This is a genomic window from Halovenus salina, assembly GCF_026410925.1.
GTDB lineage: Archaea > Halobacteriota > Halobacteria > Halobacteriales > Haloarculaceae > Halovenus > Halovenus salina.
The window spans coordinates 3,008,817-3,035,568 of sequence record NZ_CP112972.1 but is presented as its reverse complement, the minus strand read 5'-3'; the positions used below and the strand labels follow the sequence as shown (position 1 = coordinate 3,035,568).

General features: G+C 60.5%; 20 protein-coding genes. 8 read left to right on the top strand and 12 right to left on the bottom strand.

Translation table 11 applies throughout. From position 1 onward, the window contains the following. Positions 1-252: 252 nt before the first annotated feature. The 7 genes from OSC37_RS15295 to OSC37_RS15265 form a co-directional block, all read right to left on the bottom strand. Positions 253-969, bottom strand: a complete 717-nt coding sequence (locus OSC37_RS15295) for a fumarylacetoacetate hydrolase family protein (protein WP_267162300.1) — start codon at positions 967-969, stop codon at positions 253-255. Positions 970-1,038: 69 nt separating this feature from the next. Then, entirely contained in the window at positions 1,039-3,768 is a 2,730-nt protein-coding gene (gene acnA, locus OSC37_RS15290; protein WP_267162299.1) for an aconitate hydratase AcnA, read from the bottom strand. Between the two features lie 180 nt (positions 3,769-3,948). Beyond that, a complete protein-coding gene (gene sufD, locus OSC37_RS15285) occupies positions 3,949-5,160 on the bottom strand; it encodes a Fe-S cluster assembly protein SufD (protein ID WP_267162298.1) in 1,212 nt (403 codons plus the stop codon). Between the two features lie 13 nt (positions 5,161-5,173). Next, positions 5,174-6,598 (bottom strand): Fe-S cluster assembly protein SufB, encoded by a 1,425-nt coding sequence (gene sufB, locus OSC37_RS15280; RefSeq protein ID WP_267162297.1) that lies wholly within the window; start codon positions 6,596-6,598, stop codon positions 5,174-5,176. 16 nt (positions 6,599-6,614) lie between these two features. Further along, entirely contained in the window at positions 6,615-7,520 is a 906-nt protein-coding gene (locus tag OSC37_RS15275; protein ID WP_267162296.1) for an ABC transporter ATP-binding protein, read from the bottom strand. Positions 7,521-7,701: 181 nt separating this feature from the next. Further along, complete coding sequence (locus tag OSC37_RS15270; RefSeq protein ID WP_267162295.1) at positions 7,702-12,882, bottom strand: DNA polymerase domain-containing protein; 5,181 nt, start codon at positions 12,880-12,882, stop codon at positions 7,702-7,704. A 67-nt stretch (positions 12,883-12,949) separates the two neighbouring features. Beyond that, complete coding sequence (locus tag OSC37_RS15265; RefSeq protein ID WP_368409471.1) at positions 12,950-13,486, bottom strand: nucleoside-triphosphatase; 537 nt, start codon at positions 13,484-13,486, stop codon at positions 12,950-12,952. A gap of 171 nt (positions 13,487-13,657) precedes the next feature. On the opposite strand from OSC37_RS15265, the gene OSC37_RS15260 reads away from it, so the two are divergent. Further along, a complete protein-coding gene (locus OSC37_RS15260) occupies positions 13,658-17,560 on the top strand; it encodes a PAS domain-containing protein (RefSeq protein WP_267162293.1) in 3,903 nt (1,300 codons plus the stop codon). 41 nt (positions 17,561-17,601) lie between these two features. Then, positions 17,602-18,489 carry a type IV pilin N-terminal domain-containing protein gene (locus OSC37_RS15255; protein WP_267162292.1) on the top strand — a complete coding sequence of 296 codons (888 nt, stop codon included), beginning with the start codon at positions 17,602-17,604 and terminating at the stop codon, positions 18,487-18,489. On the opposite strand, the gene OSC37_RS15250 is transcribed toward OSC37_RS15255, so the two are convergent. Next, positions 18,486-19,214 carry an SDR family NAD(P)-dependent oxidoreductase gene (locus OSC37_RS15250; RefSeq protein WP_267162291.1) on the bottom strand — a complete coding sequence of 243 codons (729 nt, stop codon included), beginning with the start codon at positions 19,212-19,214 and terminating at the stop codon, positions 18,486-18,488. The two genes, OSC37_RS15255 and OSC37_RS15250, sit on opposite strands and share 4 nt — an antisense overlap. A 248-nt stretch (positions 19,215-19,462) precedes the next feature. Here OSC37_RS15250 and OSC37_RS15245 point away from each other — a divergent pair, with 248 nt between their 5' ends. Both OSC37_RS15245 and OSC37_RS15240 read left to right on the top strand, forming a co-directional pair. Then, a complete protein-coding gene (locus OSC37_RS15245; protein WP_267162290.1) occupies positions 19,463-19,627 on the top strand; it encodes a DUF7838 family putative zinc beta-ribbon protein in 165 nt (54 codons plus the stop codon). A 1-nt stretch (position 19,628) separates the two neighbouring features. After that, positions 19,629-19,997 carry a response regulator gene (locus OSC37_RS15240; RefSeq protein ID WP_267162289.1) on the top strand — a complete coding sequence of 123 codons (369 nt, stop codon included), beginning with the start codon at positions 19,629-19,631 and terminating at the stop codon, positions 19,995-19,997. Here the strand turns inward: OSC37_RS15240 and gcvPB are convergent, their stop codons facing one another. Continuing rightward, on the bottom strand, positions 19,998-21,425 hold the full coding sequence (gene gcvPB / locus OSC37_RS15235; protein WP_267162288.1) for an aminomethyl-transferring glycine dehydrogenase subunit GcvPB: 1,428 nt from the start codon (positions 21,423-21,425) through the stop codon (positions 19,998-20,000). It abuts the gene before it with no gap. Next, a complete protein-coding gene (gene gcvPA, locus OSC37_RS15230; protein WP_267162287.1) occupies positions 21,422-22,753 on the bottom strand; it encodes an aminomethyl-transferring glycine dehydrogenase subunit GcvPA in 1,332 nt (443 codons plus the stop codon). Before gcvPA ends, gcvPB begins: the two co-directional genes overlap by 4 nt. A gap of 129 nt (positions 22,754-22,882) precedes the next feature. On the opposite strand from gcvPA, the gene OSC37_RS15225 reads away from it, so the two are divergent. Genes OSC37_RS15225 through OSC37_RS15215 form a run of 3 tightly spaced genes read left to right on the top strand, consistent with a single transcriptional unit; the run spans position 22,883 to position 23,534 of the window. After that, positions 22,883-23,149: a 50S ribosomal protein L37ae gene (locus OSC37_RS15225; RefSeq protein ID WP_267162286.1), complete on the top strand. Its 267-nt coding sequence runs from the start codon at positions 22,883-22,885 to the stop codon at positions 23,147-23,149. Further along, on the top strand, positions 23,146-23,280 hold the full coding sequence (locus OSC37_RS15220) for a DNA-directed RNA polymerase subunit P (protein WP_267162285.1): 135 nt from the start codon (positions 23,146-23,148) through the stop codon (positions 23,278-23,280). Before OSC37_RS15225 ends, OSC37_RS15220 begins: the two co-directional genes overlap by 4 nt. Then, positions 23,280-23,534, top strand: a complete 255-nt coding sequence (locus OSC37_RS15215; RefSeq protein WP_267162284.1) for a KEOPS complex subunit Pcc1 — start codon at positions 23,280-23,282, stop codon at positions 23,532-23,534. Before OSC37_RS15220 ends, OSC37_RS15215 begins: the two co-directional genes overlap by 1 nt. Positions 23,535-23,538: 4 nt before the next feature. Here OSC37_RS15215 and OSC37_RS15210 read toward each other — a convergent pair whose 3' ends face one another. After that, positions 23,539-23,919, bottom strand: a complete 381-nt coding sequence (locus OSC37_RS15210) for a hypothetical protein (RefSeq protein WP_267162283.1) — start codon at positions 23,917-23,919, stop codon at positions 23,539-23,541. A 137-nt stretch (positions 23,920-24,056) separates the two neighbouring features. On the opposite strand from OSC37_RS15210, the gene OSC37_RS15205 reads away from it, so the two are divergent. Further along, positions 24,057-25,721, top strand: a complete 1,665-nt coding sequence (locus tag OSC37_RS15205; protein WP_267162282.1) for a plasmid stabilization protein — start codon at positions 24,057-24,059, stop codon at positions 25,719-25,721. On the opposite strand, the gene OSC37_RS15200 is transcribed toward OSC37_RS15205, so the two are convergent. Then, positions 25,722-26,741, bottom strand: coding sequence for an NAD(P)/FAD-dependent oxidoreductase (locus OSC37_RS15200; RefSeq protein WP_267162281.1), 1,020 nt, complete (start codon positions 26,739-26,741; stop codon positions 25,722-25,724). Positions 26,742-26,752 lie beyond the last annotated feature (11 nt).

Sequence of the window (26,752 nt, the reverse complement as noted above, 5' to 3'; positions counted from 1 at the left end):
AGACCAGCCACAGTCGGGCCGGCCTGCTGACCGTCAGGCAAGCTGCCATAGCAAATTTCATGCGAAACGGAGTCTGCTGGCTCGTCTTTCGGATGCGAGCGACCAGTTCCCCTGATAGTGATTGTTGCGGTTATTTTCGTGACCGCGTCGCGAATCTCGGTGTTTCACGGCGTGAGACCCACACCCCGTTTCCCGACGGCGGTAACGACTCCAACAATCACTATGAGACACCGCAGGCCGGCGCAGTGTAGGCTAGCCCTCGACAATCGTGTTCCGGAGTGTGCCGATACCGCCGTACGTTATTTCAATTTCGTCGCCTGGTTCGACCAGACCAGGGTTCGCCGGGCTACCGAAGGCGACGACATCACCAGGTTCGAACGTGAATCGCTTTGAGAGAAACGAGACGAGGTCGTTGGGGTCGAAAAGCATGAGTTCTGTGTTCGCGTCCTGCCGTCGCTCCCCGTTTATCTCCGTGTGTATGTCGATATTCGTCGGGTCGAGGTCGGTCTCGATCCACGGACCGAGCGGCGCCGCGTCGTCAAACGCCTTCCTCGCCGGGAGGTTTGGCTGGTCGAGTGCGTCCAGGTCGTTCATCATCGTGTAGCCACGAACAACGCTCGATACCTCTCCCGGGTCGATACCACGGCACCGTTCGTCGATGACAGCGGCCAGTTCGCCCGCGTACGTGAACTCGTCGGTGAATGACGGGTAGTGAACCGGCTGCTCGTGTGCAACGAGCGACGCTGGCGGTTTGATGAAAAACGTCGGCTCTTCCGGACGTTCATACTCCATCTGTTCCAGCGTTTCCGCGTAGTTTCGCCCGATGCAGTAGAGCGCAGTCGGGTCACAGGGTGGAAGCAATCGACCGTCGGTACCGATCTCGTAGACGCCATCGTCCGCGACAATCGTTCCATCTTCGTACCGTCCCTCGACCGGACCAGACGGCGTTAGAATACGCGCAAGTCGCATACTGCATTATTGCCAGTGAGTCAAAAAAGAGTGCCGGCGGGCAACTCTCGTCAGTGGCAGGGCGATACCTTACTCCGCGAGGAGGCGACGGAGCACGAGGTGGAGCACGCCGCCGTTCTCGACGTACTCGACGGCCGCAGGCGTGTTGACCTGTGCCGTCACGTCGAACTCCGTGACACTCCCGTCGTCATCCTCGGCGACAACGGTCAGTTCGTCGTTCGGTTCGAGACCGTCTTCGAGACCGTGAATCTCGAAGAACTCGGACCCGTCGAGTCCGAGCGACTCCCAGGAGTCGCCGTCCTGGAACTGCAATGGGAGCACGCCCATGCCAACGAGATTGTCCCGGTAGATACGCTCGTAGCTCTCGGCAATGGTGGCACGGATACCGAGCAGGTCGGTCCCTTTGGCCGCCCAGTCGCGGCTGGAGCCGGTGCCGAACTCGATGCCGGACATCACCACGAGCGGCGTGTCCTCCTCCTGGTAGCGCATGCTCGCATCGTAAACGGTCGTTTCCTCGCCCGAGGGGTGGTGGTTCGTGTAGCCGCCCTCGACGTCGTCGAGCATCTCGTTTTCGATGCGAACGTTGGCGAAGGTTCCCCGCATCATGACCTCGTGGTTGCCCCGGCGCGCGCCGTAGGTGTTGAACTCGTGGGGCTCGACACCGTGGTCTTTGAGCCACTGCCCAGCGGGGAGGTCCTCGCCGAAGGGTCCGGCCGGGCTGATGTGGTCGGTGGTGACGGTATCGCCGAGTGTCATGAGACAGCGCGCATCCGCGATGTCCTCGACGCCGGGTTCTTCGAGCGGGAAATCCTTGAAGAAGGGCGGCTCGCGGATGTACGTCGACTCCTCGTCCCACTCGTAGACATCGCCCGTCGGTGCCTCCAGGGCCTCCCAGCGTTCGTCTCCCTCGAAGACACTCGCGTATTTCTCCTCGAACAGCTCGGGCGAGACGTTGTCGTGAATCGTCCGGTGAATCTCCTCGGGGTCGGGCCAGATGTCTTCGAGATAGACCGGCTCGCCCGCTTCGTCAGTTCCCAGCGGGTCGGTTTCGAGGTCGATATCCATCCGGCCCGCCAGCCCGTAGGCGACCACCAGCGGCGGGCTGGCGAGGTAGTTCGCACGAATCTTCGGGTGGATGCGAGCCTCGAAGTTACGGTTGCCCGAAAGCACGCTCGTCGTCCAGAGGTCGTGCTCGTCGATTGCGGCCTCAATTGGTTCGGCCAGCGGGCCAGCGTTGCCGATGCAGGTGGTACAGCCGTAGCCGACGACGTGATACCCCAGGGCTTCGAGGTCGTCGAGCAGGTCGGCCTGTTCGAGATACTCCGTCACAACCTTGCTTCCCGGCGCGAGCGAGGTCTTGACGTGGTCCGGTACGTCGAGCCCCAATTCGGCGGCGTTGCGTGCGAGCAGACCGGCGGCGACCATCACCGACGGGTTCGAGGTGTTCGTACAGCTCGTAATCGCGCTGACGAGTACGCTGCCGTGGCCAATGTCGACCTCGGTGCCGTCGTCGAGCGTGACCGGGACCGTCTCGTTCAGGTCGGGCTGGTGCGTGTCGGTGACGAGCCCGCCGTCGCCCTCGGCAGCCCCCGAATCTATGACGCCTTCCTCGGCAAGCAGAGTCGGGAAGTGCTCGTCGAGGTCACCCATCGGAATCCGGGAGTGAGGCTTCTTGTGGCCGGCCAGGCTGGGTTCAACCTCGCCGAGGTCGAACTCGACGGTCTCGGTGAACTCGGGGTCGTGCTCGCCAAAGAGCCCCTGGGCGTCGAGGTACTCCTCGACCAGCTCGATGTGGTCGTCCTCGCGGCCGGTGAGTTCGAGATACTCCAGCGTTTTCTCATCGGCCGGGAACATGCTGACCGTACAGCCGTGTTCGGGCGACATGTTCGCGATGGTCGCACGGTCGGCGACCGACAGCTGGGAGACACCTGGCCCGTAGAACTCGACGAACTTGTCGACAACACCGACCTGGCGGAGTTTCTCGGTGATGTGGAGCACGAGATCCGTCGCGGTCGCGCCCTCGGGCAGGTCGCCGGTGAGTTCGACACCTACGACCTCGGGCAGGGTCATCGTAATCGGCTGGCCGAGCAACGCGGCCTCTGCCTCGATGCCACCGACACCCCAGCCGACGACGCCGATACCGTTGATCATCGGCGTGTGACTGTCGGTGCCCACGAGCGTGTCGGGCAGGAGCCACTGCTCGCCGTCGATTTCGCGGTTATGGACGACCCGACCGAGGTGTTCGAGATTGACCTGGTGGACGATGCCCGTCCCCGGCGGGACGACCTCGAAGTCGTCGAAGGCCTGCTGGGCCCACTTGATTGCCTTGTAGCGCTCGGCGTTGCGCTCGTACTCCATCTCGACGTTTTTCTCGTAGGCGTCGTCGCTCCCGAAGTAATCCACCTGAACGCTGTGGTCGATGACCAGGTCTGCGGGAATTTCCGGCTCGACAATGGTCGGGTCTTCGCCCGCACGCTCGGCTGCAGAGCGCATCGCGGCGAGGTCGACGACTGCCGGCACACCGGTCAGGTCCTGCAAGACGATACGCGAGGGGTTGAACGGAACCTCGACATCAGGGACATCTGGCTCCCAGGATGCCGCGTTTCGTACGTCTGCTTCGGTGATTCGCTCGCCGTCGACGTTCCGGAGAACGGCTTCGAGTAGTACTCGGATGCTTACCGGCAGCGAATCGAGGTCACAAAGCCCCTGCTCTTCGAGGACCGTCAGGTCGGCCATCTTGTAGGACTCGCCGTCGACTGTCAGCTCTCGCACTGCGCCGAATGGGTCTGTCTCTGACATGATTGTAGATATTAGGATGGGGGTGTTTTAACCGATTACCCATATATTCCTTATATTCATAATCCCGACTAGGACGACCCGATACGTGATTTACTACCAGTGTTCATATATGTCTACGACTGTCTAATCGTGGCTACTGATGGACGAAACAGCGAAAAAACAAGCGTCGAACGACCGCGGTTAGTTACGAAGACGCTGTGCGATGAGGTCCTGTGTGTCCTCACGCAGTTCGTCGACTTCGACTTCTTCGAGCACCGGCACGAAGAAGCCCTCGACGAGCATGTTGATGGCGTCTTCTTCGGGGATAGACCGGGAGGTCATGTACAACAGGTCCTCCTGGTCGACCTGGCCGACCGTCGCCGAGTGACTGGCTTCGGTGTCGTGGTTGTTGATGATGAGCTTCGGTGAGGCGTCGGCCTCGCTCTCGTCGGAGAGCATCAGCGTGTTCTCGCGCTGGTAGGAGTTGGTGTCCCACGCGTCTTCACCGACGTCTTGGACTCCCTCGTAAACCGAGCGCGCCACGTCGTCGAGGACGCCACGGGTCACGAGGTCGGCCGTGGTGTGTTCGCCCTCGTGCCAGACGCGGCTCGCGAGGTCGAGGTGCTGGTCCTCGTGGCCGAAGAATGCACCGACAATTCTGGACTCGCTGCTGTCGCCGATGAGCCGTGTCTCGACGGAGGTTTTGGTCATCCGCGTGCCGACGTTGCCTTCGATCCAGTTGATCGTGCCGTACTGGTCGGCGTGGCCGCGTTTGACCTGGAAGTTGTAGGTCTCCTCGGAGAGGTTCTGGAGCGTGCCGAACTGGACGTGGGCGTTCTCGCCGGTAACAGCCTCGACGACACCGCTGTAGTAGCGCTGGCCATCCAGTTCGTCTCCTGTCGACTGGCGTTCGAGAATCGTCACACTCGCGTTGTCCTCGGCAACGACGAGCGTGTAGTTGAACAGCGACCGGGAGTTCATCTCGGTCCGGATTTTCACATCCTCGGCGGTGACGCCCTCGGGAACGTAGACGACGGTGCCGGCGCTGAAAAGCGCCGTCGACAGTGCCGTCAGGTAGTTCCGCTCGGGGTCGACGACGCTCCCGAACTGCTCCTCGATGAGGTCGCCGTGTTCGTCGAGCGCCTCTTCCCACGAGAGTACGTCGACACCCTCGGCGTCGACGCGGTCTTTCTCTTGGGCCCAGTCGAGTGGGTCGACCAGCGTCTCGTAATCGAGCGAGTCAAGGTTCGTCCAGTCGCGGCCGGGCGTCCGGATGACATCGGGCATCTCCAGCCCTTCGAGGGCGTCGAAGGCATCCAGACGTGTCTCCAGCAGCCACTCGGGCTCGTCTAGCGACTCGCTTATCTCTCGTACCTGTTCCTCCGTCAGATTTGCGTGTACCTGCGTGCTCATTGAAGTCACCCTGTTATCCGAGCGAGCCCTCCATCTCGAGTTCGACCAGCCGGTTGAGTTCGACGGCGTACTCGATTGGGAGCTCCTCGGTGATTGGCTCGATGAAGCCGTTGACAATCATCTGCTTTGCGTCGTCGTCGTCCAGGCCACGCGACTGGAGATAGAACACGTCTTCGTCGCCGATTTTGCCGACGGTAGCCTCGTGGGCCACGTTGACGTTCGACTCCTGAATCTCCATGTACGGCATCGTATCCGACGTGGACTCGTTGTCGAACATCAGCGCGTCACACTCGACGGCCGTCGAAGAGTTCTCTGCGCCGTCAGCGATGTGCACTAGGCCACGGTAGTTGGTGCGGCCGCCGTCTTTGGCGACAGACTTGGATTCGATTGTCGACTGCGTGTTTGGCGCGTTGTGATAGACCTTCGCGCCAGTGTCGATGTTCTGGCCTTCGCCCGCGAAGGCGATAGTGATGTGGTTGTCCGTCGCGCCGGGGCCTTTGAGGATGGTGCTCGGGTAGAGCATCGTCGCCTTCGAGCCCATGCTGCCGGAGACCCACTCCATCGTGCCGTCGCGCTCGACGATTGCGCGCTTGGTGTTGAGGTTGTAGGTGTTTCGCGACCAGTTCTGGACCGTGGAGTACTGGACGTGAGCGCCCTCACCGACGAACACCTCGACGCCGCCGGAGTGGAGGTTGAACGCGGAGTATTTGGGGGCCGAACAGCCCTCGATGTAGTGGACTTCGGAGTTGTCCTCTGCGATGATGAGGGTGTGCTCGAACTGGCCCATCCCCTCGGAGTTCATCCGGAAGTACGCCTGCACGGGCATCTCGACGGTCGTGTCTTCCGGGATGTAGACGAAGGAACCGCCAGACCAGATGGCGCCGTGGAGTGCAGCGAACTTGTTGTCGCTCGGGGGGACACAGGAGGTCATGAAGTGCTCGCGGACGAGCTCTGGGTGTTCCTGGACCGCGCGGTCCATGTCCATGAAGATGACACCCTTGTCCTCCCACTGCTCTTTCATGTTCTGGTAGACGATTTCGGACTCGTACTGCGCACCGACACCAGAGAGGGCGTTCTTCTCGGCCTCGGGGATGCCCAGCTTGTCGAAGGTGTCCTGAATCTCCTCTGGGAGGTCCTCCCAGTCGTCGACGCCGCCACGGGTCTCGATGTCTGGGCGGATGTACGGGACGATTTCGTCGATGTCGATCTCCGAGAGGTCGGGCTGGCCGGGCCAGTCCGTCGGCATCGGCATCTCCTGGAAGATATCGAGCGCACGGAGGCGCCGCTCCAGCATCCACTCGGGTTCGTCTTTGTCTTCGGAGATGACTCGGATGGTCTCTTCGGTCAGCCCTTTCTCGGACTCGAAGGCCGACTTCTCCTCTTTCTTGAACTCGAACCGGGCTTCAGTGTCAGTTTCTTGAAGGTCTTCTGAACTCATAATGTATCACGTTGTGTTAGGCCGTTTCGTAAACTTCCTCGCGGACCCAGTCGTAGCCCTTGTCTTCGAGCTGTTCGGCCAGTTCCGCGCCGCCGCTTTTTTCAATTTTGCCGTCGAGCATCACGTGGACGTAGTCCGGCTCGACGTGGTCGAGAATCCGCTGGTAGTGGGTAATCTGGAGAACGCCAGTACCCTGCTCGTCGCGTAGGGCGTTGATACCTTTCGAGACATCTTCCAGCTTGTCGATATCGAGTCCGGAGTCGATCTCATCGAGCACTGCAATTTCTGGCTCCAGAATCGCTGCCTGGAGGACTTCATTCTGCTTTTTCTCGCCGCCGGAGAACCCGGCGTTCAGGTAGCGGCTTGCAAACTCTTCGTCCATGTCGAGAATCTCCATCTTCTCCTGGAGAATCTCCTGGAACTCGGCGACACCGACTTCGCCCTCGTCTGCGGGGCCTTCCATCGGCGAGGTCTCGTAGCCGGCCTCTTCCTCGTCGTCTTCTTCCTCTTCGTCGCCTTCGAAGAGCTCTTCGCGCTCTTCGAGTTTGGCGTTGAGCGCCGTTCGGAGGAAGTTGACCATCGTAACCCCCTCGATTTCTGCAGGGTACTGGAAGGCAAGGAAGATGCCCAGGGCTGCACGTTCGTTGGGTTCGAGGTCGAGTAGGTCCCACTCGCGCAGGTCTTCGGAGATGTCCTCGTCGAACTCGTCACCGTCTAGCTCCAGCGTGACGGAGCCGCCGGTGACTTCGTAGGCCGGGTGGCCGGCGATGACTTTCGCCAGTGTGGACTTCCCGCTCCCGTTCGGTCCCATCAGGGCGTGGATGTCGTTGCTGCCGACTTCGAGGTCGACACCACGCAGAATTGTTTCGCCACCGTCCTCTGCTACCTCCGCTTGTAAGTTCTCTATGTTGAGTACAGCCATGTTCTTAGGTCATCCGAAAAAAGGGCGGTGAGACTCATAATGCTTTCGCATTTTAGCGGCATAATTTCGACTTCGGGAAATATTGTTTTGGGTGTGTGAACGAAATCGGCGGATATGCGAGATATTGGCCGAGATATACCGATTCACGGTTTTCTATTCCCGAACAGCAGATACCTGTCTGTCAGGTATACTGGCCCAGTCCCGTCTGTTCTTGGCCTGAGCGAACCTCGCCCCAGGCGATACCTAACGCTTCGAGAATCCGGGCTATCGGGCCTTTGAGTGTCTTGTCGAGCATCTTGTCCCAGTCGATTTCGAACTCTTCTGGAACCTGGTCAGCGTACTCGAAGCAGATGACATCGGGGTCGCGCTTGAACTCCTGGTAGATGGGGTCCGACGTGAGGTCCTCGTGTTCGGCCTCGATGCGCTCGAAGAAGTCGGCGTGAACCCGGTCGACGTACAGCCGTTTGGGTTTCGACCCCCGCTGAAAGTTTGTTCCCAAGACCGCGTTCGCGTATTTCGCCCCGCGGACGTGGGCGGTGTCGGTATCGTAGTTGTCCAGGCGCTTGCCGATTCCACCCGGGATACCGACATCCTCTGGGTCGACGTTGCCGGCCTGGTAATCTTCGATGACGTCGTGGACGTATGTCTTTATTTCGTCGACATCTTGCCCCGTGACAATCATCTCGATGACCTCCCGCTGGACTCGCTTGGTGATCGGGGCGATATCAGAACGCTGGTACTCGAAGCCGGTGATGTCGATGTCGTCGACATCCTGCCCCTCCTTCCAGACGATGTGGCCAGCGTAGCGTTTCTTCTTGCCGGCCTGGAAAAAGCGCCGGTACAGCTTCTCGAACTCTATCTGGAAGCGGTGTTGTGCCGCGTCGAGTTCCTCGCGTGCGAACTCGTCGTAAGCGTCGTTGATGCGCTCCTCGATTTCGAACGAGCGCTCGATTGCCTCCTCCTTGGAGACATCAGTACCGACGCTGACCATGACCGAGTCGGTGTCGCCATAGATAACCTCTTTATCGAGTTCGTTGGTGACCTCCTCGGTGAATTCGATGACGTCTCGACCCGTGGCCGTGACCGCCGCCCCCATCTCGCGGTCGTAGAGGCGGAACCGGTCCCACCCCAAAACGCCGTAGAGGGACTGTCCGACGTGCTGGAAGGTTCCGTTTCGCCCTGCCAATAACGTGTGATTGTCCTCGACTGTGACACAGTAGACCCCATCTTCAGCGGTACTTCGGGAGCCGCTTCTGTACGTTCGGAACGAGTTTTTCGCGTCTTCTGTGCAGTAGATTCGCCAGCAGCCGCTATCCCGACTGTAGCTGGCGGTCACCCCGAGATGCGCACAGAGGCGGAGAACATCGTCTCGAAGACGCTCGCTGGACGTGGAATATCGCCAGGAGTTGGGTTGGCGGTCACCATCGCCGTCGACGAGCGTCCCCAGGAACTCCCGTTTCTGTTCCTCAGTCGTTTCGAAGACAAAGTCGGGAATCTGCTTCTGGAAACTGCCATCGCCACACTGGTCTCGCAAGAACTCACCGAGGAGCTTCGACGTAAACTGATACGCCCGGTCGTTCACGTAGTAATCAAAGCCCATCCTGTCGAGCAGTGTCCCGATTCGGCTGTGGTCACTTTCTCCACCATCTGGGACTGGTGCATTCTGGGCGATTTTAACTGTCGTCGACGATCCGCGGTAGTTCTCTCCGAACTGTTTCGGTTCGGATGTGTAGACGTTCCCTTCCGTGATGTACCAGGCGAGCAACTCGAGGAAGTCATCGCCGTCGTACCTTCGCGGAATCCACTTTCGATTCGCGTCGCTGTGGACGTAACTCTCCGTACAGACCGATTCGATGTACTCGCGGTGTCGTTCGAACTCTTCTGGGGTGAACACGTATCCCTCGACACCGATGTCGTTTTTCAACACCGTCGGTGGTTGCCACCCCAATTCCGCGGTGAAGCTGCTGCCGTGGACGCTCGGTCGTACCCACACTTCGTAGTCTCGGTCGAGGAGTCGTGTGAGGTCTACGCTCTCTATCTTTTCGCCGTGTTCGAAATCCCAATCGTGTGGCAGCTCGTAGTGGCAGTAGTCGTAAAGGTCACCAGCTTCGACGAAGTCCCAGCCGTCTTCTGTAACCCCATTCGCGTCGTTCTTTCGGACGAGCATCCGGTGGTTCGGTGTCACCCGGAAATCTATGTTGCTCGTTTGGATGTCGACGAGGTCTCCCCGATAGTCGGGATACTGGTGTGTTTCCGTGACCGACTTGACCTCCATTGTCATCGTCTCCGGGTCGAGTGAGTAGACATCGTCGCCCACGGCTAGGTCCCGAATATTCTGCACACCCTGGGGCGTAAGTACGTCCGTATCCGGAGTGAAACAATTCATAATTACCTTGACAGCTTGTTGCTGACGGTCGTACTGTTGGTATTCTCCAGACTTAGGGCTATATTCGTCACGTAAAGATTTCTTCTCTTCGCGTTCTGTCAGAAGTTCGTCAACCATCTCTCGGATTGCGCCGTCCGGTTCCTTCCGGAAGTGGGTCCCGTTCGGGGCGTGGTAGGTCTCGCCGTCGAAGCGTTCGGGGTCGACTTTCGTCTCCGGCGAGGCGTTGATTGTCACCATACACATCGGGTAGAGAGATTGGCCAATCCACTGGTACGTTCCATTCCGTCCGGCGAGTACGGCGTGGTTGTCCTTCGCAGTAATACAGTAGACTGTTCCTTCGTGTTTCTCGACAGTAGCATTCGATTCCTTCTTAAACGACCCTTTCTTTCCGATTGAAACGTACCAAGTTCCGTCATCTTGGTTCGAGACGGTCGGCTTGTGTCCGCTTCGGACCGCTATATCGACAATGTCGTCTTTAAGTTGTGGACTTTTTGTCCAAAATTTACCGAGTCCGGAATCGGTACGACTCCCATCACCACAAATCATCGTATCGACAAGCGTTTTGAGAAGTTCTCCATCGAGGTCGAACATCCACCGGGGTAATTGCTTGGTCGCGTACCCATCTCCACAGTTCATTTCAAACCAGTCGAGCAAGTACCGATTCGAAATATTGACACCGCGCTCGTCCACGTTGTAATTCAATCCCATTCCGTCGAGCAACTCACAGATGTCTTCGCGCTCGTCCCGCTTGCTTTGATGTATCGTCACTCGACCAGCAGCACGGTCTGTGCTGCCCTCGGTAACAAACCAACCAACCAACCGCAGCCAGTCCGCCATATCGAACGAGAACGGCGTCTCTCGATGCTGCTTTCCGTACTTGAGGAACAGATAATCTGCGTGTTTGTCGATAACGCCCCTATAGTCATGATAGACATCAAGCGGAACGAGATATTTTCCGACTCTCCCTTGCGTTTCAATCGCCTCGGAGGTGCCGTGTATCAACTGCAGCGACTCCGTCACAGAGGTTGGCATCCGGTTCCGGAAGCGACGCAAGTCGTCATCTGTGTAAACGACAACGTAGCCTTCCTCAACTTCGTCGACCAATTCGAACGTGTCCGGTTTCCATCCGTCTATCGGTTCGTGTTGCGGGAACGCAAACCGTTCGCTGGCGGTGATGTCGCGGTACTCCAAGAACTCGAAGTCATCCGGTGACTGGTCGTCCCACCCCCGTTCTGCTGAGACCAGCAGACGGTGATTTTCGGTTATCTTGAAATCGTGGGTGTTCCCGCTTAGGTGATGGAGTTCGCCGAACGTGTTTTCGTACTCGTGAGTCTCCTCGATTGGCTTGATTTCACACTCGAAGGTTTCCGGATTGAGTGTGTATACCATGTCTCCCTCTGTTAGTTCATGGATTTTTTTCCCGCCTCCGGGGGTCAGTACGTCTGTATCCCCGCTGAAACACTTCAGGTCGAGCACGCTGACGTTCTCGCGGACGCCAGTGATGGGGTCGAAGACGGCCCCGCCCTCGTAGTCCTCGCTCTCCTGTTGGCCCTTCGAGGGGAGGGCAAACTGGTCGTGGAGCTTGTGAAGGACGTACATGTCGACGGCGTCCCCTGGTGTGGTGGCGTCTTCGAGCTTGCAGCCGACGAACTGGCGCACCTCGTTCCAGAAGGCGACGATGTTCTGTTCGCGGTCGAGTTCGACACACAGCTCTACGTCTCGGAGATTGTATTCGAGCAGGCGCTCGGGGTCGTCCTCCCAGAGGTCGCCGATGTCGCCGGGATATCGCTCCTTTCCGACGCCGAGTTCGCGCTCGCCGACGTCGTCCAGCCGGTAAGAGTCGAGTTCGGTGAACTTCGTCCGCTGGTAGGCATACAGCAGGTCGAAGACGACCCGGCCCTTGATATCGGGACCGCCCCAGCCACTCGCCCAGACCTCGTTGACACGCGAGAGCCGGTCGAAGGTGAGATTCCGCTCGGTTCCGTTGTTGAGGACGTCGAGGCGGTCGATGAGGTACGGGGCGTCGAAGTCGTCGAAGTTCCAGCCGGTGAGGACGTCGGGGTCTGTTGTCTCGACGTAATCGAGGAACGATTCGAGCATCTCTTCCTCGGTGCTGTACCGTCTGATGTCGACTGACAAATCGGCTGTCTCCTCGCTCGCCTCTCGGCTGTCGGTCTCGATTGGGTCGTAGTCAGCGAGCGTTTCGGGTGCGGTCTCGCCGTCCGGAGCCTCGTAGAGCCAGAGAATGTACTCGTCGTCGGTGGAGTCGTGGCTGGCGATACAGATAATCTGTTCCTCGCCGTCCTCGGGGAATCCAGAGCGGTCGTCAACCTCGATGTCGAACGTGTTCACCCGTGGTGTCGCGTCGACGTCGGCAGCCTCCAGTTCCTCGTGATGTGCCCGAAGCGTCAGACGGTCGCCGCCTCTATCGAGTGCGCGCTTTGGGACGCGAACGCCGCTGGTAATGTCTTTGTCGATGAGCAGCCTGTTCGGGAAGAGAATATCTGCCTCGTAGTGGTCGAACTCGTCACGAATCTGGCCAACGTCCCGGGGGGTCTGGCCGTAGATTTTGACGAGTCGCTCGCCGCGGATAGACTCGAATGGCTCGCCGTCTTCGTCGGTCTGGTCCCAGCCTGTAATCCGGTCGTACTCCATCAGTCGTCCTTCGGTGATGTTCTCTGCCGGGGCATAGAAATACGGCCTGAACTCGAGGACGCGAACATGCACGAGGTCACCCTCGAACGTGCGCCCGAACACGTGAACCACAGGGTGTTCGTCGTCGCCGGTGCCTTCAATGGTGTAATCGACCTGCATAACACCGATATCGACCGTCTCCTCGACATCTGGGAAGAGGGCGTCGCTCGTGTCGACGTAGCTCACCTCGTCACTGCTATTACCGGCGACAGCTTCGGCTTCCTCCGCCGGTCGCTCGTCGGGGTTCCCGCCCCCGTAGTCCCCGAGTTGACGCTGACTCATGTTGGCCCTGCTTTGGTCCCCCGGATAAAAACGTTCGCGGTCCGATAGCTCGCCGACGGCCGGACGGCTACAACGCGTTCCGAAAACGGGTCGCGAGCCGTTCCGGCAGCTCGTCTCGTGTCTCTGGTGTCACCCTGTAGAGACGAACGTCGCGGCGCTGTTTGATGCGGTCGACGAACTCGACAGACGAATCCGATTGAACGGCTGCAAGTACCGGCCGGTCACTCTCCAGTGTCAGTTCGAGTTCGTCGAGGAAAACGTCGCTGTGGAGTTGCATCGCCGCAATCTCGTCGATGACAGTTAGGTCGGCCGTAGCTCGGGCGTCGGGGAGGGCCCGCCCCGCGAGCTTGTCGACGGCGTCGACTGCGACCCTGTACTTCCCAACAGTCGGTCCTCGCTCGCGGTCGACAGCCGCCAGCGTCGCCCGCTCGTCGGTCCCAACCTCGACGAGGTCGAAGCCAACCCGCTCCCCGTTTCGGCGTCGTTCTGGGCTGTAGAAGCCGCCGACGGTGACGCCAGCGTCTTCGAGCCGGGCAACTGTCTGTCTGAGCGTGGTTGTCTTTCCGCTTTTGGGCGGTCCGGTCAAGAGGTGGTTTGTCACCATGGCTGTCTGGGGCGGCGATTGTCAGTCCGTTCTCTACTGTATAATTGTAGTCGCGTTGTGAAGATGAACGTTTTGGCCGTGATAGCGAAAGAGGTGCGTGGTGAAACGGGACAGCAGCCACGTGCAAGGCAGGAAACGTTTAACCTGGTATCCCCCCTATTGTTAATAACTGTGTCCGGTCTTACTGACGGATTGAACGATACAATCCGAATACTCTACGTGAATTCCGACCCTGCGTTCGCTGAACTCGTCCAGACGAAACTACAACAGACAGCTATCGATATCGCCTGTACGCCTGTCAATGACCCCGACGAAGTCTCCCAGAAGCTGGAGGCGGCGGATATCGACTGCATCGTCACCGCGTACTCGCTCGACGGCCTGAACGGGATTGAGTTGGCGAAGTCCCTTCGCACGCGAGACAGCGACATCCCGATACTCCTGTTCACCGGCCAGGGCAGCGAAGAAATCGCCAGCCGGGCGACACAGGCCGGCGTGTCGGATTACATTCCGGTTCGGTCCAACCGCGACAATTTCACGCTGCTCGCAAACCGTATCCAGACCCTCACAACGGCTGCACGGGAACGGGAGGCAGCCGAGCGGACGCAACAGCACTTTCGCCGGACACTTGAACGCACTACTGACGCGGTGTACGCCGTCGACACCGACTGGCGAATCGAGTACATGAACGACAAGATGGCGGCGCGTATCGATCGTGAGCCTGACACGCTCATCGGAGCCACACTCTGGGAGGAGTTTCCCTCGATTGTCGGGACAGAACTCGAAGACAAATATCGGACTGCGATGGAGACCGGGGAATCAGTCTCGTTCGAACACCACCTCGGTGACCCGTTCAATTACACGGTCGAAGCCCGTGCGTTCCCTGACGACGAGGGGCTGACTGTCTTCTCGCGCGAGAGGACGACAGAGCGCGAGCGAGAGCGAAGTGACCGAATTCTCGAAACCATCCACGATGTCGTGTTCGTCCTCGGTGAGGACCGGAATATCGAGTTCGCGAATGCGGCCGCAAAGCGGCTGATTTCGGGGGACAAGTCCGACCAACTCGCTGGAACGCAGTTCGAAGCCGCCATCGGCGACCGTATGAACGAGCACGATATGGGGCGTCTCTTACAGGCTGTCGAGACGACTCTGGATGGCGGCGAGGGCAACGACAACCTCGCCGAGCTGTACGACACAGACCTGCAGGTCGAATTTGCCACGATGGGTAGTAACCGGACGTTCGATATCCGCGTCACCTCGTTTCAGCGAGCGCAGACCACACAGGTGCTCCTCGTCGCCCGAGATGTCACCAAGCAGAGCGAGGCCACGCGACGACTGGAGCGCGACCGGGACGCACTCCGGCAGCTCCAAAACGTCATGGCAGAAGGCGACGTCACGACGCAGACACGGCTCGAAGGACTACTGGAAGTCGGCTGCCGATATCTCGGGCTCGAAATCGGGATTGTCTCACAGATTCAGGACAGCGACTACAGTGTCGAGGCAGTCCACGGGCCAGACGCGGATATCGCCGTCGGCGACAGATTCGACCTGTCGGCGACCTACTGCGCAGAGGTCGTCGACAACGATGCCGTCTGTTCGTTTATCGACGCTGTCGCCGACGGGAAGGAGACACATCCCGCTTACCGCACGTTCGAGCTAGAGTCATACATCGGTGCTCCACTGGTTGTCGACGGCACGCGGTACGGGACGGTCAACTTTTCCAGTCCGACGACACAGACCGAACCGTTCGGAGCGCTCGAACGGACGTTCGTCGAGTTGCTGACTGAGCTTGTCAGCGCGGAGCTATCTCGGGCCCAAGACCGGACGGAGCTCAAGCGCCAGGAGTTCCTCTTCGAGCGCGTCCAGACCATCGCAGATCTCGGTGTCTGGGAGTATACCCCCAGCACGGGCGAACTCGAGTGGTCAGATGGTGTCAAGCAGATACACGGTGTCGACGAGACGTACGAACCCTCACTCGAGGACGGCCTCGAGTTCTACCACCCCGACGACAGGGAGACGGTTGAAGCGGCGGTCAACGAGGCAATCGAGGAGGGAACGCCGTACGACCTCGATTTGCGAATCATCCGGGCTGACGGGGAGACACGTGACGTGCGGGCGTGGGGAGAACGCGTCGGGGACACACCGCACAGCGAGACGACGCTCCGCGGCGTGTTTCAAGATATAACCGAACGGAAGGCGAAAGAACGGGAGTACCGCGAGCTGGCCGAGGAGTACGAGGCGCTGCTCGAAACGTCGGGGGACGCGATATTCCTGCTTGATGTCGACACCACCGGCAAGGACCCGTCCTTCGAGTTCGCCCGCCTCAGCCCCGGATACGAGATGCAGACCGGAATCACGACAGAGGAAGTGCGCGGCAAATCCCCGCAGGCAGTCTTCGGCGACGAGCGAGGTGCAGAACTCGACGCTAACTACACGCGCTGTGTCGAGCAGCGCGAGCCGATTTCGTACCAGGAGGAACTGGATATTGCCGATGACGCGCGGTTTTGGGAGACGAGTCTCGCGCCAGTCATTGTCGACGGCGACATCGTTCGGGTCATGGGTATCGCCCGGAATGTGACCCAGCAGGTCACCCGCGAGCGGAGCCTCGAGACGACCAACCAGCGCCTCGAATCACTCATTGAGGCGACGCCACTCACCGTGATGGAGATTGACTCCGACGGCATCGTCACCCGCTGGAACAGCGAGGCCGAAAACATGTTCGGCTGGTCACGCGAGGACGTCATCGGTGAGTTCAATCCAATAATTCCCGAGGACAATCAAGGCGAATTTTCGACACACCGACAGCGCGCACTGAGTGGCGAGCGAATCCGCGGCAAAGAGGTCCGACGAGTGACCAAAGACGGCGACGAGCTCGACCTCCTGTTGTCGGTCGCTCCGGTCACCGACCCTGACGGCGAGACAACGAGTATACTTGCGGTGTTAGAGGATATCACCGACCAGAAGCGATTAGAAGCGAAGCTCCGGGCACTCCAGGAGACGGCCCGGCGTCTCAGCGGTGCGCAGTCGAGCGACGAAATCGGCGACATCGCCGTCGAGGCCGCCGTCGAAATTCTCGGCTTCGAGTTCACCGGTCTCTGGGAGTACGACGCCACCTCCGAGACCCTTGTCGCGCTGAGTGCCAGTGATGCCACCATGGAGTTGCTGGATGAACTGCCAGACGCGACACCCGACGACAGCCTCGCCTGGGACGCGTTCGAGGCGTCTGAGGTACGCATCTACGACGATCTTCACGCGGAGTCATCAGTCAGCGAGGCCGCCCTGGGGCTGAAACGTGGTCTGTTCGTGCCGGTCGGTGAGTTCGGCGTCATGGCCGTAGGGACGCCGGTAGCGCAGTCGTTTTCGGACACAGATGTCGACCTGTTCCGGATACTCGGAGCAACCGTCGAGGCCGCGTTCGCACGTGCAAGCCGTGAAGCAGAACTGCAACGGCAGAACGAGCGCCTCGACGAGTTCGCCAGCGTCGTCGCCCACGACCTCCGGAATCCGCTGTCTGTCGCTATCGGCTTCCGGGAGGTCATCGAGAGTACCGGCGAACTCGAGCATCTCGACCGTATCGAGTCGGCACACGACCGCATGGAACGGATGATAGACGACCTTCTCACGCTTGCTCGCGGCGAAACGTCGGTATCGGACACGGAACAGGTCGATATTGGCGCCGTGACGACCGAAGCATGGGGGTACGTCGACACCGCCGACGCGACCCTGACAGTTGCCGACCAGGTCCCGACGCTGGTCGGAGACGGTAGCCGCCTGATACAACTGTTTGAGAACCTCTTCAGAAATGCAATCGAACACGGTGGTGACGGCGTCACGGTCACCGTCGGGCAACTCGACAGTGCCGATGGGTTCTACATCGAGGACGACGGGCCCGGCATCCCGCCCGACCAGCGCAAAGACGTGTTCGAACACGGTGTCACGACAAACGAGGGAGGGACCGGATTCGGTCTCTCGATTGTGGCAGACATTGCGGCTGCACACGGCTGGAGCGTCCGCGTGACAGACGGCGACGACGGCGGTGCGCGCTTCGAGTTCACGACGGCCCCTGACAGAACGTGACAGCGAGAGTGTTATTCCTCTCCAGTGCAACATTCTGAACAGTGAGGACAGATCGAGCCATCTCGCCTGTCATTGGCGTCGTGCTGATGGTGGCCATCGTCGTGTTACTGGCAGGAATTACCGCCACATTTGTGTTCGGCTCGACTGACGAGACGGACCCACAGCCGGATGTGGTGATGACAGTCGTCGACACAGCGGACAGCACGACCGTCGCTCTCAGATACGAAAGCGGCGACACCCTCGCCGGGAATAAGACGCGACTCGTCGGGGCCATAGACGAGACTGCGTTCCACGGAGGGAAGCTACAGGCGGGCGATACGGTCGAAGTCACTCCAACAGAGCAAGAACTGAAGCTTGTCTGGTCCGGCGAGAACACCGACTACGTCGTCCAGACGTTCGAAGTGGAGACGAACGCCCTCCCATACAACCCCGAGGATGTCGACCGGGCGTGTGACTGGGTGGAAAAAAACATCTCAGGCAACGAACTGGAGATGAACGGCGAGGCGGCAAACTGCAACCTCAAAGACGACCTCGAAACGAGCTACGACCCCCTGGATGCCGACTTAAAATCGGACTCGTTACTTGTTGGTGATATCGACACCGACGGAGATGTCGACGTCATCTCGTCTACGGTTGTCGGTGACGTGATTTCGGACGCAGACGACATCACGATAACCAGCGCCAGCAGCATCTACGGCACCGTCATCGCCCGGCCCAACACGAACATCGACATAGACGGCGACAGCTACGTGCGGGGCGATGTCGTCGTGAACAGCGGCACTCTCGACCTAGACAGCGTCGACATCGACGGGCACGTCTACGCGAGCGACGACGACTTCCCGAGCAGTTGTCCCGACACGACAATCGGTCCCGACGAAGAGAGCTGTGGAGAGTACGACCCGCGAGACCCGGACGATGCCCCGGACTAGCGCATGTCCTCGCCACCGTTGACGTTGAGCGTCTCGCCGGTCACGAACGTCGCGTCTCTGAGATAGGCGACAGCCTCGGCGATATCCTCGGGTTCGCCGAAGTGGTCGACCGGGATGTTCTCGCGCTCGTTTGCCTGCTCTTCTGGCGTCCGGTCGGCGGTCATGTCCGTCTCGATGTGGCCCGGTGCGACGGCGTTGACCCGGATATCTGGCGCGAAGTCGGTCGCGTGGCTCCGGGTCAGCGAGATGAGCGCACCTTTCGAGGAGGCGTAGTGGCATTCGATTGGTGCGCCCGTGTGTGCGAGAATCGAGGAGATATTCGTCACAGAGGGGTCTTCGGATGAGGCTTCCAGGTGGGGTAAAGCAGCCTTCGTGACGTTGAACGCGGAGTTGACGTTGACGTTCATGATTCGGTCGAAGTCCTCCGGGTCGAGGTTGTCGGTGTAGACGTGCTGGTCAATGCCGGCGTTGTTCACGACGTGGTCGACGCCGCCGAAGGCGTCGACGGTCTTCTCGACCAGGCGACCCGCCTCCTCTGGGACCGAGACGTCCGCCCCGACCACGATTGCCTCCTGTCCGTGGTCGCGGACGGCCGCCGCGACTTCCGTCGCCTGCTGCTCGCTCGTGTGGTAGTTGATAGTCACGTCGTAGCCGTCCGCTGCGAATCGAACTGCGGTTGCGCGGCCCAGTCCCCGCGACGAGCCGGTGACAAGTGCTGCTGGCATGGCCCTACCAAGACAGCCCTGGGACTTGCGTGTTTGGAAAGCGGCGGCGTCTGATAGTGACTATTGCGAGTCTGTACCACCATGGTTTCGCTTCTCTCCCGTGTTGAATCATGAAACAAGCGATTCATTAAAACAGGTCTGAAAATTACCGCAATAGTCACTATGACGAGACCGGACGGATGGGGTGGGAGTCGCTACTCACGGCTGGAATCGAACCGTTAAATACCGGTGCGAGCAAACAGTCAGATATGGGAATGGAACTGGAACGCGAGTGTCCGAACTGTGGCGAGACAGGCTTCTGGCGGACCGCGAGTATGATGATTCACATCGGCGAGAAGGTGAAATGGAGCTGTAACGAGTGTGGCTACGGCTTCGTCACGATAGACGAGACTGTCGACACCGCGACGGCGTAGGATGACTGACAGCACCGACGTACTGCTGGTCGACGAAGACACGGAGACGCTCGAACTCGCAGCGACGTTTCTGGAGCGCAAAGGCAACAATATTGCCGCAGAGTCAGAAACCGACCCCGAGACGGCCGTCGACAGGGCTGTCGACGAAGACTTTGACTGTGTGGTCAGCGACTACCGGATGCCCGAATTGAACGGGGTCGAACTCTGTCGCGCTATCCGCGAGCATGAGCCACTCCCCTTCTTTCTGTTCACGGCAGTCTCGGAGTCAGAACTCGAAGACGAAGGGGTTGTCACCGGTGTTGTCCGGAAGGGCGCAGGCACTGGACACTACGACGAACTCGTCGAACAAATCGAGACGACAGTCGAGTAGTTACTCCTCGTCGAGAGTCTGCCAGGAGAGCTGTGGGTCCCGTGCGGCGCTCACCTGGTCAATGCGGCGGGCGGCCGTCCGTTCGGGAGCCGACTCAAGCGTCTCTTCGTCCTCGTCGGCGACGGCGTTGAACGCCGCCGCGAGCTGGTCGAGGGCGCGCTTGTTCTCGCCCTCCGTCGGCTCGGTCATCAGCGCCTCGTCGACGATTTCGGGCCACTTCGTCGTCGGCGGGTGGACGCCGTAATCGAGCATCCGCTTTGCCACGTCGGCGGCGTCTTGGGTCGCGCTGGCGACGAACTCGTGGTGGAACGGCCCAAATGGAACCTCGTAGTCGAGTTGTTCCGCGAGGTAGTTCGCGTTGAGCACGGCCTTCGCGCTGGCGTCGACCAGCCCTTCGTCGCCGAGTCGGGAGATGTAGGCCGCCGTCTTCGCGAGCACGAGCCAGTTGCCGTGGAACCCGTGCACCTTCCCAATCGAGTTCTCGGGCTCGTAGCGTTCGTACCCGTCCTCGGTTGCCCGGACGTGTGGCGTCGGGAGGAACCGTTCGAGGTCTTCGCTGACACCGACCGGCCCGGCACCCGGGCCGCCGCCGCCGTGTGGCGTCGCGAACGTCTTGTGGACGTTGTAGTGCATGATGTCAAAGCCCATGTCGCCGGGTCGCGCGCGGCCGAGCAGGGCGTTGAGGTTCGCACCGTCGTAGTACAACAGCCCCCCAACGTCGTGGACCATCTCGGCAATCTCGACGATATCGCGTTCGAAGAGACCAAGCGTATTGGGATTGGTCAGCATGAGCAACGCCGTGTCGTCGCTCAGTGCGGCCTCCAATGCGTCGAGGTCGACGCGGCCGTCTTCACCGCTTGGCAGTTCGACGACATCGAAGCCGGCCATCGCAGCACTGGCGAAGTTCGTCCCGTGAGCGCTGTCGGGAATGACGATTTCGCTTTTATTATCGCCGTTGTGTTCGTGGTACGCCTGTGCGACGAGGACGCCGGTGAACTCGCCTGCTGCGCCGGCCGGCGGCTGGAGCGTGACCGCGTCCATGCCGCCGATGTCGGCGAGATACTCCTGCAGTTGTGCGTACAGTTCGAGCGTTCCCTGGACCGTCTCGCCGTCACGGTCGGGGTGGACGGCACCGTCGGCGGCGGCCGCGATATCCTCTGTGAACGAGGGGTTGTACTTCATCGTACACGAGCCAAGCGGGAACGGCCCACTCTCGATGCCGTAGTTCATCTGGGAGAGGCGGGTGTAGTGGCGGGCCAGCTCCGGCTCGGAGACGTCGGGCAGTTCGAGACTGTCTCGGGTCAGGTCGTCGGGCAGCGGCGTCTCGACAGCAACCTCGCGGCTGTTTTTCTCCGAGAGAAGCGGGACGTATCGGTCGCCGTCGGTCCAGCGGGCCTGGTCGTATCCGTTTCCGTGGTCGTCGCTCATCGAACCACCTCCGAGAGCGTTTCGACGAGTCCATCGATTTCCCCTTCGTTGGTCTCGGTGACACAGAGCTGGATGCGGTGGTCGTCGATTGCATGAACGGCATACCCAGCCGCCGTGAGGTCGTCGGCAACTGCGGGCGCGGGCTGGTCAGTCCGAGCGACGAACTCCCGGAAGTGATGGCGGTCGTGAACCGGCGCGGTGATGCCGTCGATATCGTCGACGCGCTCGGCGAGAGACTCGGTTCGCTCGATGCACTCCGTGGCCGTCTCGACAAATCCCTGCGGGCCGAGTGTGGCGGCGTGAATCGCCGCCCGGAGCGCGACCCAGGCCTGATTGGTACAGATGTTGCTCGTGGCCCGCTCCTTACGGATGTGCTGCTCGCGGGTCTGGAGCGTGAGCGTGTAGGCCCGGCGTCCGCTCTCGTCTTCGCTCGCGCCGACGAGTCGGCCGGGCACCTGTCGGAGGAAATCTTCACGAGTGGCGAACAGGCCCATTCCCATCCCGTAGGCGGTGCCGAGGCCGAGCGACGCTGCTTCGCCGATGACAACGTCAGCGCCGACGCTTGCCGGCTCTTCGAGCACCGAGAGCGCAATTGGGTCCGAGCCGAGACAGAACAGGGCGTCGTGGTCGTCGGCGAGAGAGCCGATTTCGGCAAGCGAGTCCTCGATGACGCCACGGACTGTCGGCGACTCGGCGTAGACCATCACCACGTCGTCGTCGAAGGTCTCGGCCAGTGCCGCCGTGTCGACGGCACCGTCATCCATCGGGTAGCTTTCGACAGTCAGGTCGGCCCCATCTGTGTAGTTGTTCAAGACGCCGCGTTTGCCGTCTCGGAGCTGTTCGGGGACGAGGACGTGTGAGCCGCTGGTCGACCTGACCCGTGCCGCGAGCGTCGCTGCTTCGCCGAGACCGGTCGCGGCGTCGTACAGCGAGCAGTTCGCGACATCGAGCCCCGTGAGTTCGACCAGCATCGACTGGTACTCGAACAGGACCTGCAGGAACCCCTGTGCGATTTCGGGTTGGTACTGCGTGTAGGAGGTGAGAAACTCCTGGCGGTCGGCGAGGTGGTCGACCAGCGAGGGGATGTAGTGGTCGTAGTGGCCCCTGCCGAGAAACTCCACGAGGTCGTCGTTCTCGCCGAGCATGTCACGCATCTCGGCCCGGACGGTCTGTTCGTCTCGGGCCTCGATGCCGAACTCATCGTCGAATCTGACCGGACTGGGGATATCAAACAGGTCGGCCTCCTGCTCGACCCCTACCGCGTCGAGCATCGCGTCAGTTTCGGCGGGTGTATGTGGCGCGTACGGACTGCCTGTATCGTTACCCATTATAGATACCGCTTAGGAATACCCCTACGGATTACTTTCGGTTCTGTCCTGTTTTGCTGATACCGAGGCGGCGATACCCCGTTCCAACTCGCAGGGTTTATTTGGCCGCTGGGCCGAGAGTGTCGTACTATGAGCGACAACGACAACAAGGTCGGGAGTGCCGGCCGCTTCGGCGCACGCTACGGGCGCGTGGCCCGCCGTCGCGTCGCACAAATCGAAGAAGAGATGCAGAACGCGCAGGTCGACGGTGACGACGTGAAACGCGTCGGTACCGGCATCTGGGTCAACGAAGAGACCGGCGAGAAGTTCACCGGCGGTGCATACAGTCCGGAGACCCCGGCCGGCGAGACGGTCACGCGCTCGATTAGCGCGGCGCTCGGAGAGGACGAGGAATGAGCTACAAGTGCTCCCGCTGTAAGCGCGACGTGACGCTCGATGAGTACGGCGGGGTGCGCTGTCCCTACTGTGGCCACCGCGTCCTGCTGAAAGAGCGCAGCCGCAACATCAAGGAAATCGACGTCGAGTAGTGCCACCCGACCGTTCTCACGACACTGTTCTCGCCTTCGAGTATCCGTCTCCGACGGCGGCCTGCACGGTTGCGCGGGCGGTCGAACCCGAAATCGGTGACATCGACGACGACCGAAGCAACGTCTCGCTCCGGCATGACGGCGATACCGTCGAACTTCATGTCACCGCGAGCGACGTGGTCGCCCTCCGTGCGAGCCTGAACACCTGGCTCTCGCTCGTCGAGACGGCGGAGGCTGCCGGTCTCGCCGAGTGAGCTGTCACAGCTCTGGCAGCATGCTCCCGAGCGTCGACCGGAGAACGCCGACCAGGGCGAGCACGGCGAGCGCGAGGATTGTGAGGCCTGTGACGACAGTAACGATGGGACTGGTCGTCCGAATCGTCGCCACTGCCATACCCAGCGTCCCGAGATAGCTTGCGGTGACGAATCCGAGCGCTGTTCGAAACGGGCCGCCGACGTAGACGTATGCACCGCTCGCTAGCCCCAAAATCGGGAGTAGGATAAACAAGACGGCGGAGACGACACCCTGGGTTGCGGCAGAGAGGCCCGCACCCGGGTCCCGGAATAACACGCCAATCAACGCTACATACCCGACAGCAAGTGCTACACCGGCGGCCTGTCGGTCGAGTCGGGGCGTCATCGCTGTTCCTCCCTGGCGAGTTGCCGCATCATCGGTACGCTCGCTGGATGATCTTATAAAGGTTCCCTGGCTGTGTGGACGCAGTACACTGCTGGCGGGCCTTTATCGACCGTTCGCGTGGAGATACAGTGTCTACAATGAATGACGATTCACTCGCAAATCGACGGACGGTATTGAAATCGCTGAGTGCCGGAACACTCGCGGCGCTGGCTGGTTGTACCGGCTCGGATGACTCCGACGAGACGCCAACAGAGGGGACGCAATCAGATGAGGACAGCGGGACGACAGACGAAACGGCAACAGAAGAACCAGCAAACGAGGAGTTGGCGTACGCGTGGGACGACGCGACGTGGGACTCGTACTGGTATTCGCTGTACAACATGAGTACCAATATCGCGATGAGTGGCAACGGCGTGACCTTTCCTGCGACAGAACAACAACAGGAGACGTTCCAGAACCGGTTACCGGAGATGCTGTCGACCGCTGGCGAGTCCGAACCGCCGGTCAAGGAGCCGAATCTCAACATGGCGCCGTTTACTAGAGGAGACCCACAGTTCACCGAGAAGCCCACCCTCGAAGGCGAGGACGGCCGTCCCGATGCATCGACGTTAGGGTGGGATACGTCGGCTGCCTCGGGCGTCGTCAGCCCGGCGTCGCTGGCTTGGACACACCTCAAAGGCGTTACCTGGGCGAAAAACTTCCAGACACACTTCGATATCCTGCCGGACAGTCTCGCGGCTGAGTTCCGCTCGATGTTACTCTCGACGCTTGCGCAGGTCGGTACCGTATTCGCGCTGGTCCCCGAACAGGGGGGTGGTAACTTCCGGCTCAACGACGAGAATCTCCTCCTTGCCTCCGAGTTCCGTCCTGGCGAGGGCGTTGTCGACGACACGCCCAGGCCACACCACCACTCCGCAATGCTGTGGTTCCTCTCGGGACTGAACAGCCTCGCACAGAACGAGTGGTACGGCTACGTGAACCCAGAGCCGTTGATTCCGGCCGAAAACATCCAAATGCTCACAAACGGCATGGGGAAGACGACGATGAACGCCGTCTCTCCAGAGGCTGTCCCGGACACGCGTACAGCAGGTGCGTTACTCGGGGCAATGGGATGGTTCGGAACGCAGACGAACAAGGAACAGCTCAGAAGTGGAGCCGTCGATTACGCCAACACTCTTGCTGGCGTCGTCGAAGAGGAACTCGACGGGAACGGTCGCGTTGCCGGCGGAGCCGAGAACCAGGCCGCAACCCAGGGAATCGTTGGCCAGGGACTCACGTGGGCTTCACAGCTCGACGGCGTCGACCACACTGACACCGCGGAGGACGTACTCGGGTATCTCCGCGACGATCTATTCGACGAGGATGCACGGACGTTCGCATCAGGTGCCGACGACGACACCTACCGGATTACTGCCCGCGACGCGGGCGACATTACGGGCGGAGTCAACGCCGCCGACGCCGTGCTCGGGATGGACATCAGAGACCAGTACGCACAGTTTTTCAACCAGACGCTGAACCGCGGCCGTCTTCAGCGAGCCCAGCGGCCACCCTCACGGAGCGACGACGAGGAACATGCGCCGCCACTCCCGCCCGCGGCCGGCGGCGAGTTCGGGCAAGCGGCCGTCTACAACGCCGCTGTTGAGTACGACACCGGCGCAGACGAGTGGTCGGTCGTCGACGACACGTTCGACACGGCCGGCGCGCTGTATCTCTCCAATCAAGAAATCTGGATAAGCCAGTGGGGCGGCGACTTCTACAGAGGGCGGGGCGTTCCAGGCAGAAGCGAGTCGCCGCCCGCGTAGCTACTCGCCGTAGGTGTGGAAGTCGACGGCCTGTTCGAGCAGTTCGTCGGGGATACCCGGCACTTCCTCGCTTCGAACCGGGCCGGCCTCGTCGATGTTTTCTGGTTCCCGCGGAAAATCTCGGAGCGCGAAGTGAATGGAGATACCGGCTTTCGCGCCGTCCCCGTAGGCGATGGGGACCTGGTTGTGACCGGGGGCCATATCACCGACGGCGTAGACGTTCTCGACCGACGTCTGGCCGTGGTCGTCGACCGCGACGGTTCCGTCATCGTTGATATCACAGCCGAGTTCCCGGGCTAACCCGTTGTTGTAATCGGCACCGTACATCGCGAACCCGCCTTTGTACTCGCGGACAGCACCGTCCTCGAATTCGAGTGCCTTCAGCCAGCCGTCCTCGCCGTTCTGGACGCCAGTAACCTCCTCACGAACGACCTTGACGGGATGGTTCGCAATCAGCTCGGCGGTGTCCTCGCCCCACTCGGGGTCGTCTCCACGGGTGAGTAGATCCACCTCATCGGTGAAGTTCAGCAGGATGAGAGCCACGTGAGCCGCGCTCTCGCCGTAACCCATCACGTAGACCGACTGGTCGACGAACATGTGAGCGTCACAGTGCAGACAGTAGTGCAGCCCCCGTCCGGTCCGCGGGAGCGGAGGGTCCGGCCGCACGTCGTTGAATCCCGTCGCGAGCACGACGTACTCCGCCTCGTAGTTGTCGCCGTTGCCACACAGGCGGACTGCACCGTCTTCTGCGCTCGAACAGGAGGTAATCATATCCCGGTGGACGTCACAACCGTACTCCTGTAGTTGTTCTTTCCCTGTTGCCAGTAACTCGTTGCCACCGGTCTCTTCGCGGATACCGACCATGTTGTGCACTTCTTGCATCATCGCGGCTCGGCCGCCACCGCGGTCGACGAGTGCCGTTCGATGGCCAAGCCGAGTGCTGTACATCGCTGCCATCTGTCCTGCCGGCCCACCGCCGACGACGACAACCTCGTAGCTCGCTGGACTATCGTCAGCCATACGACGACTGT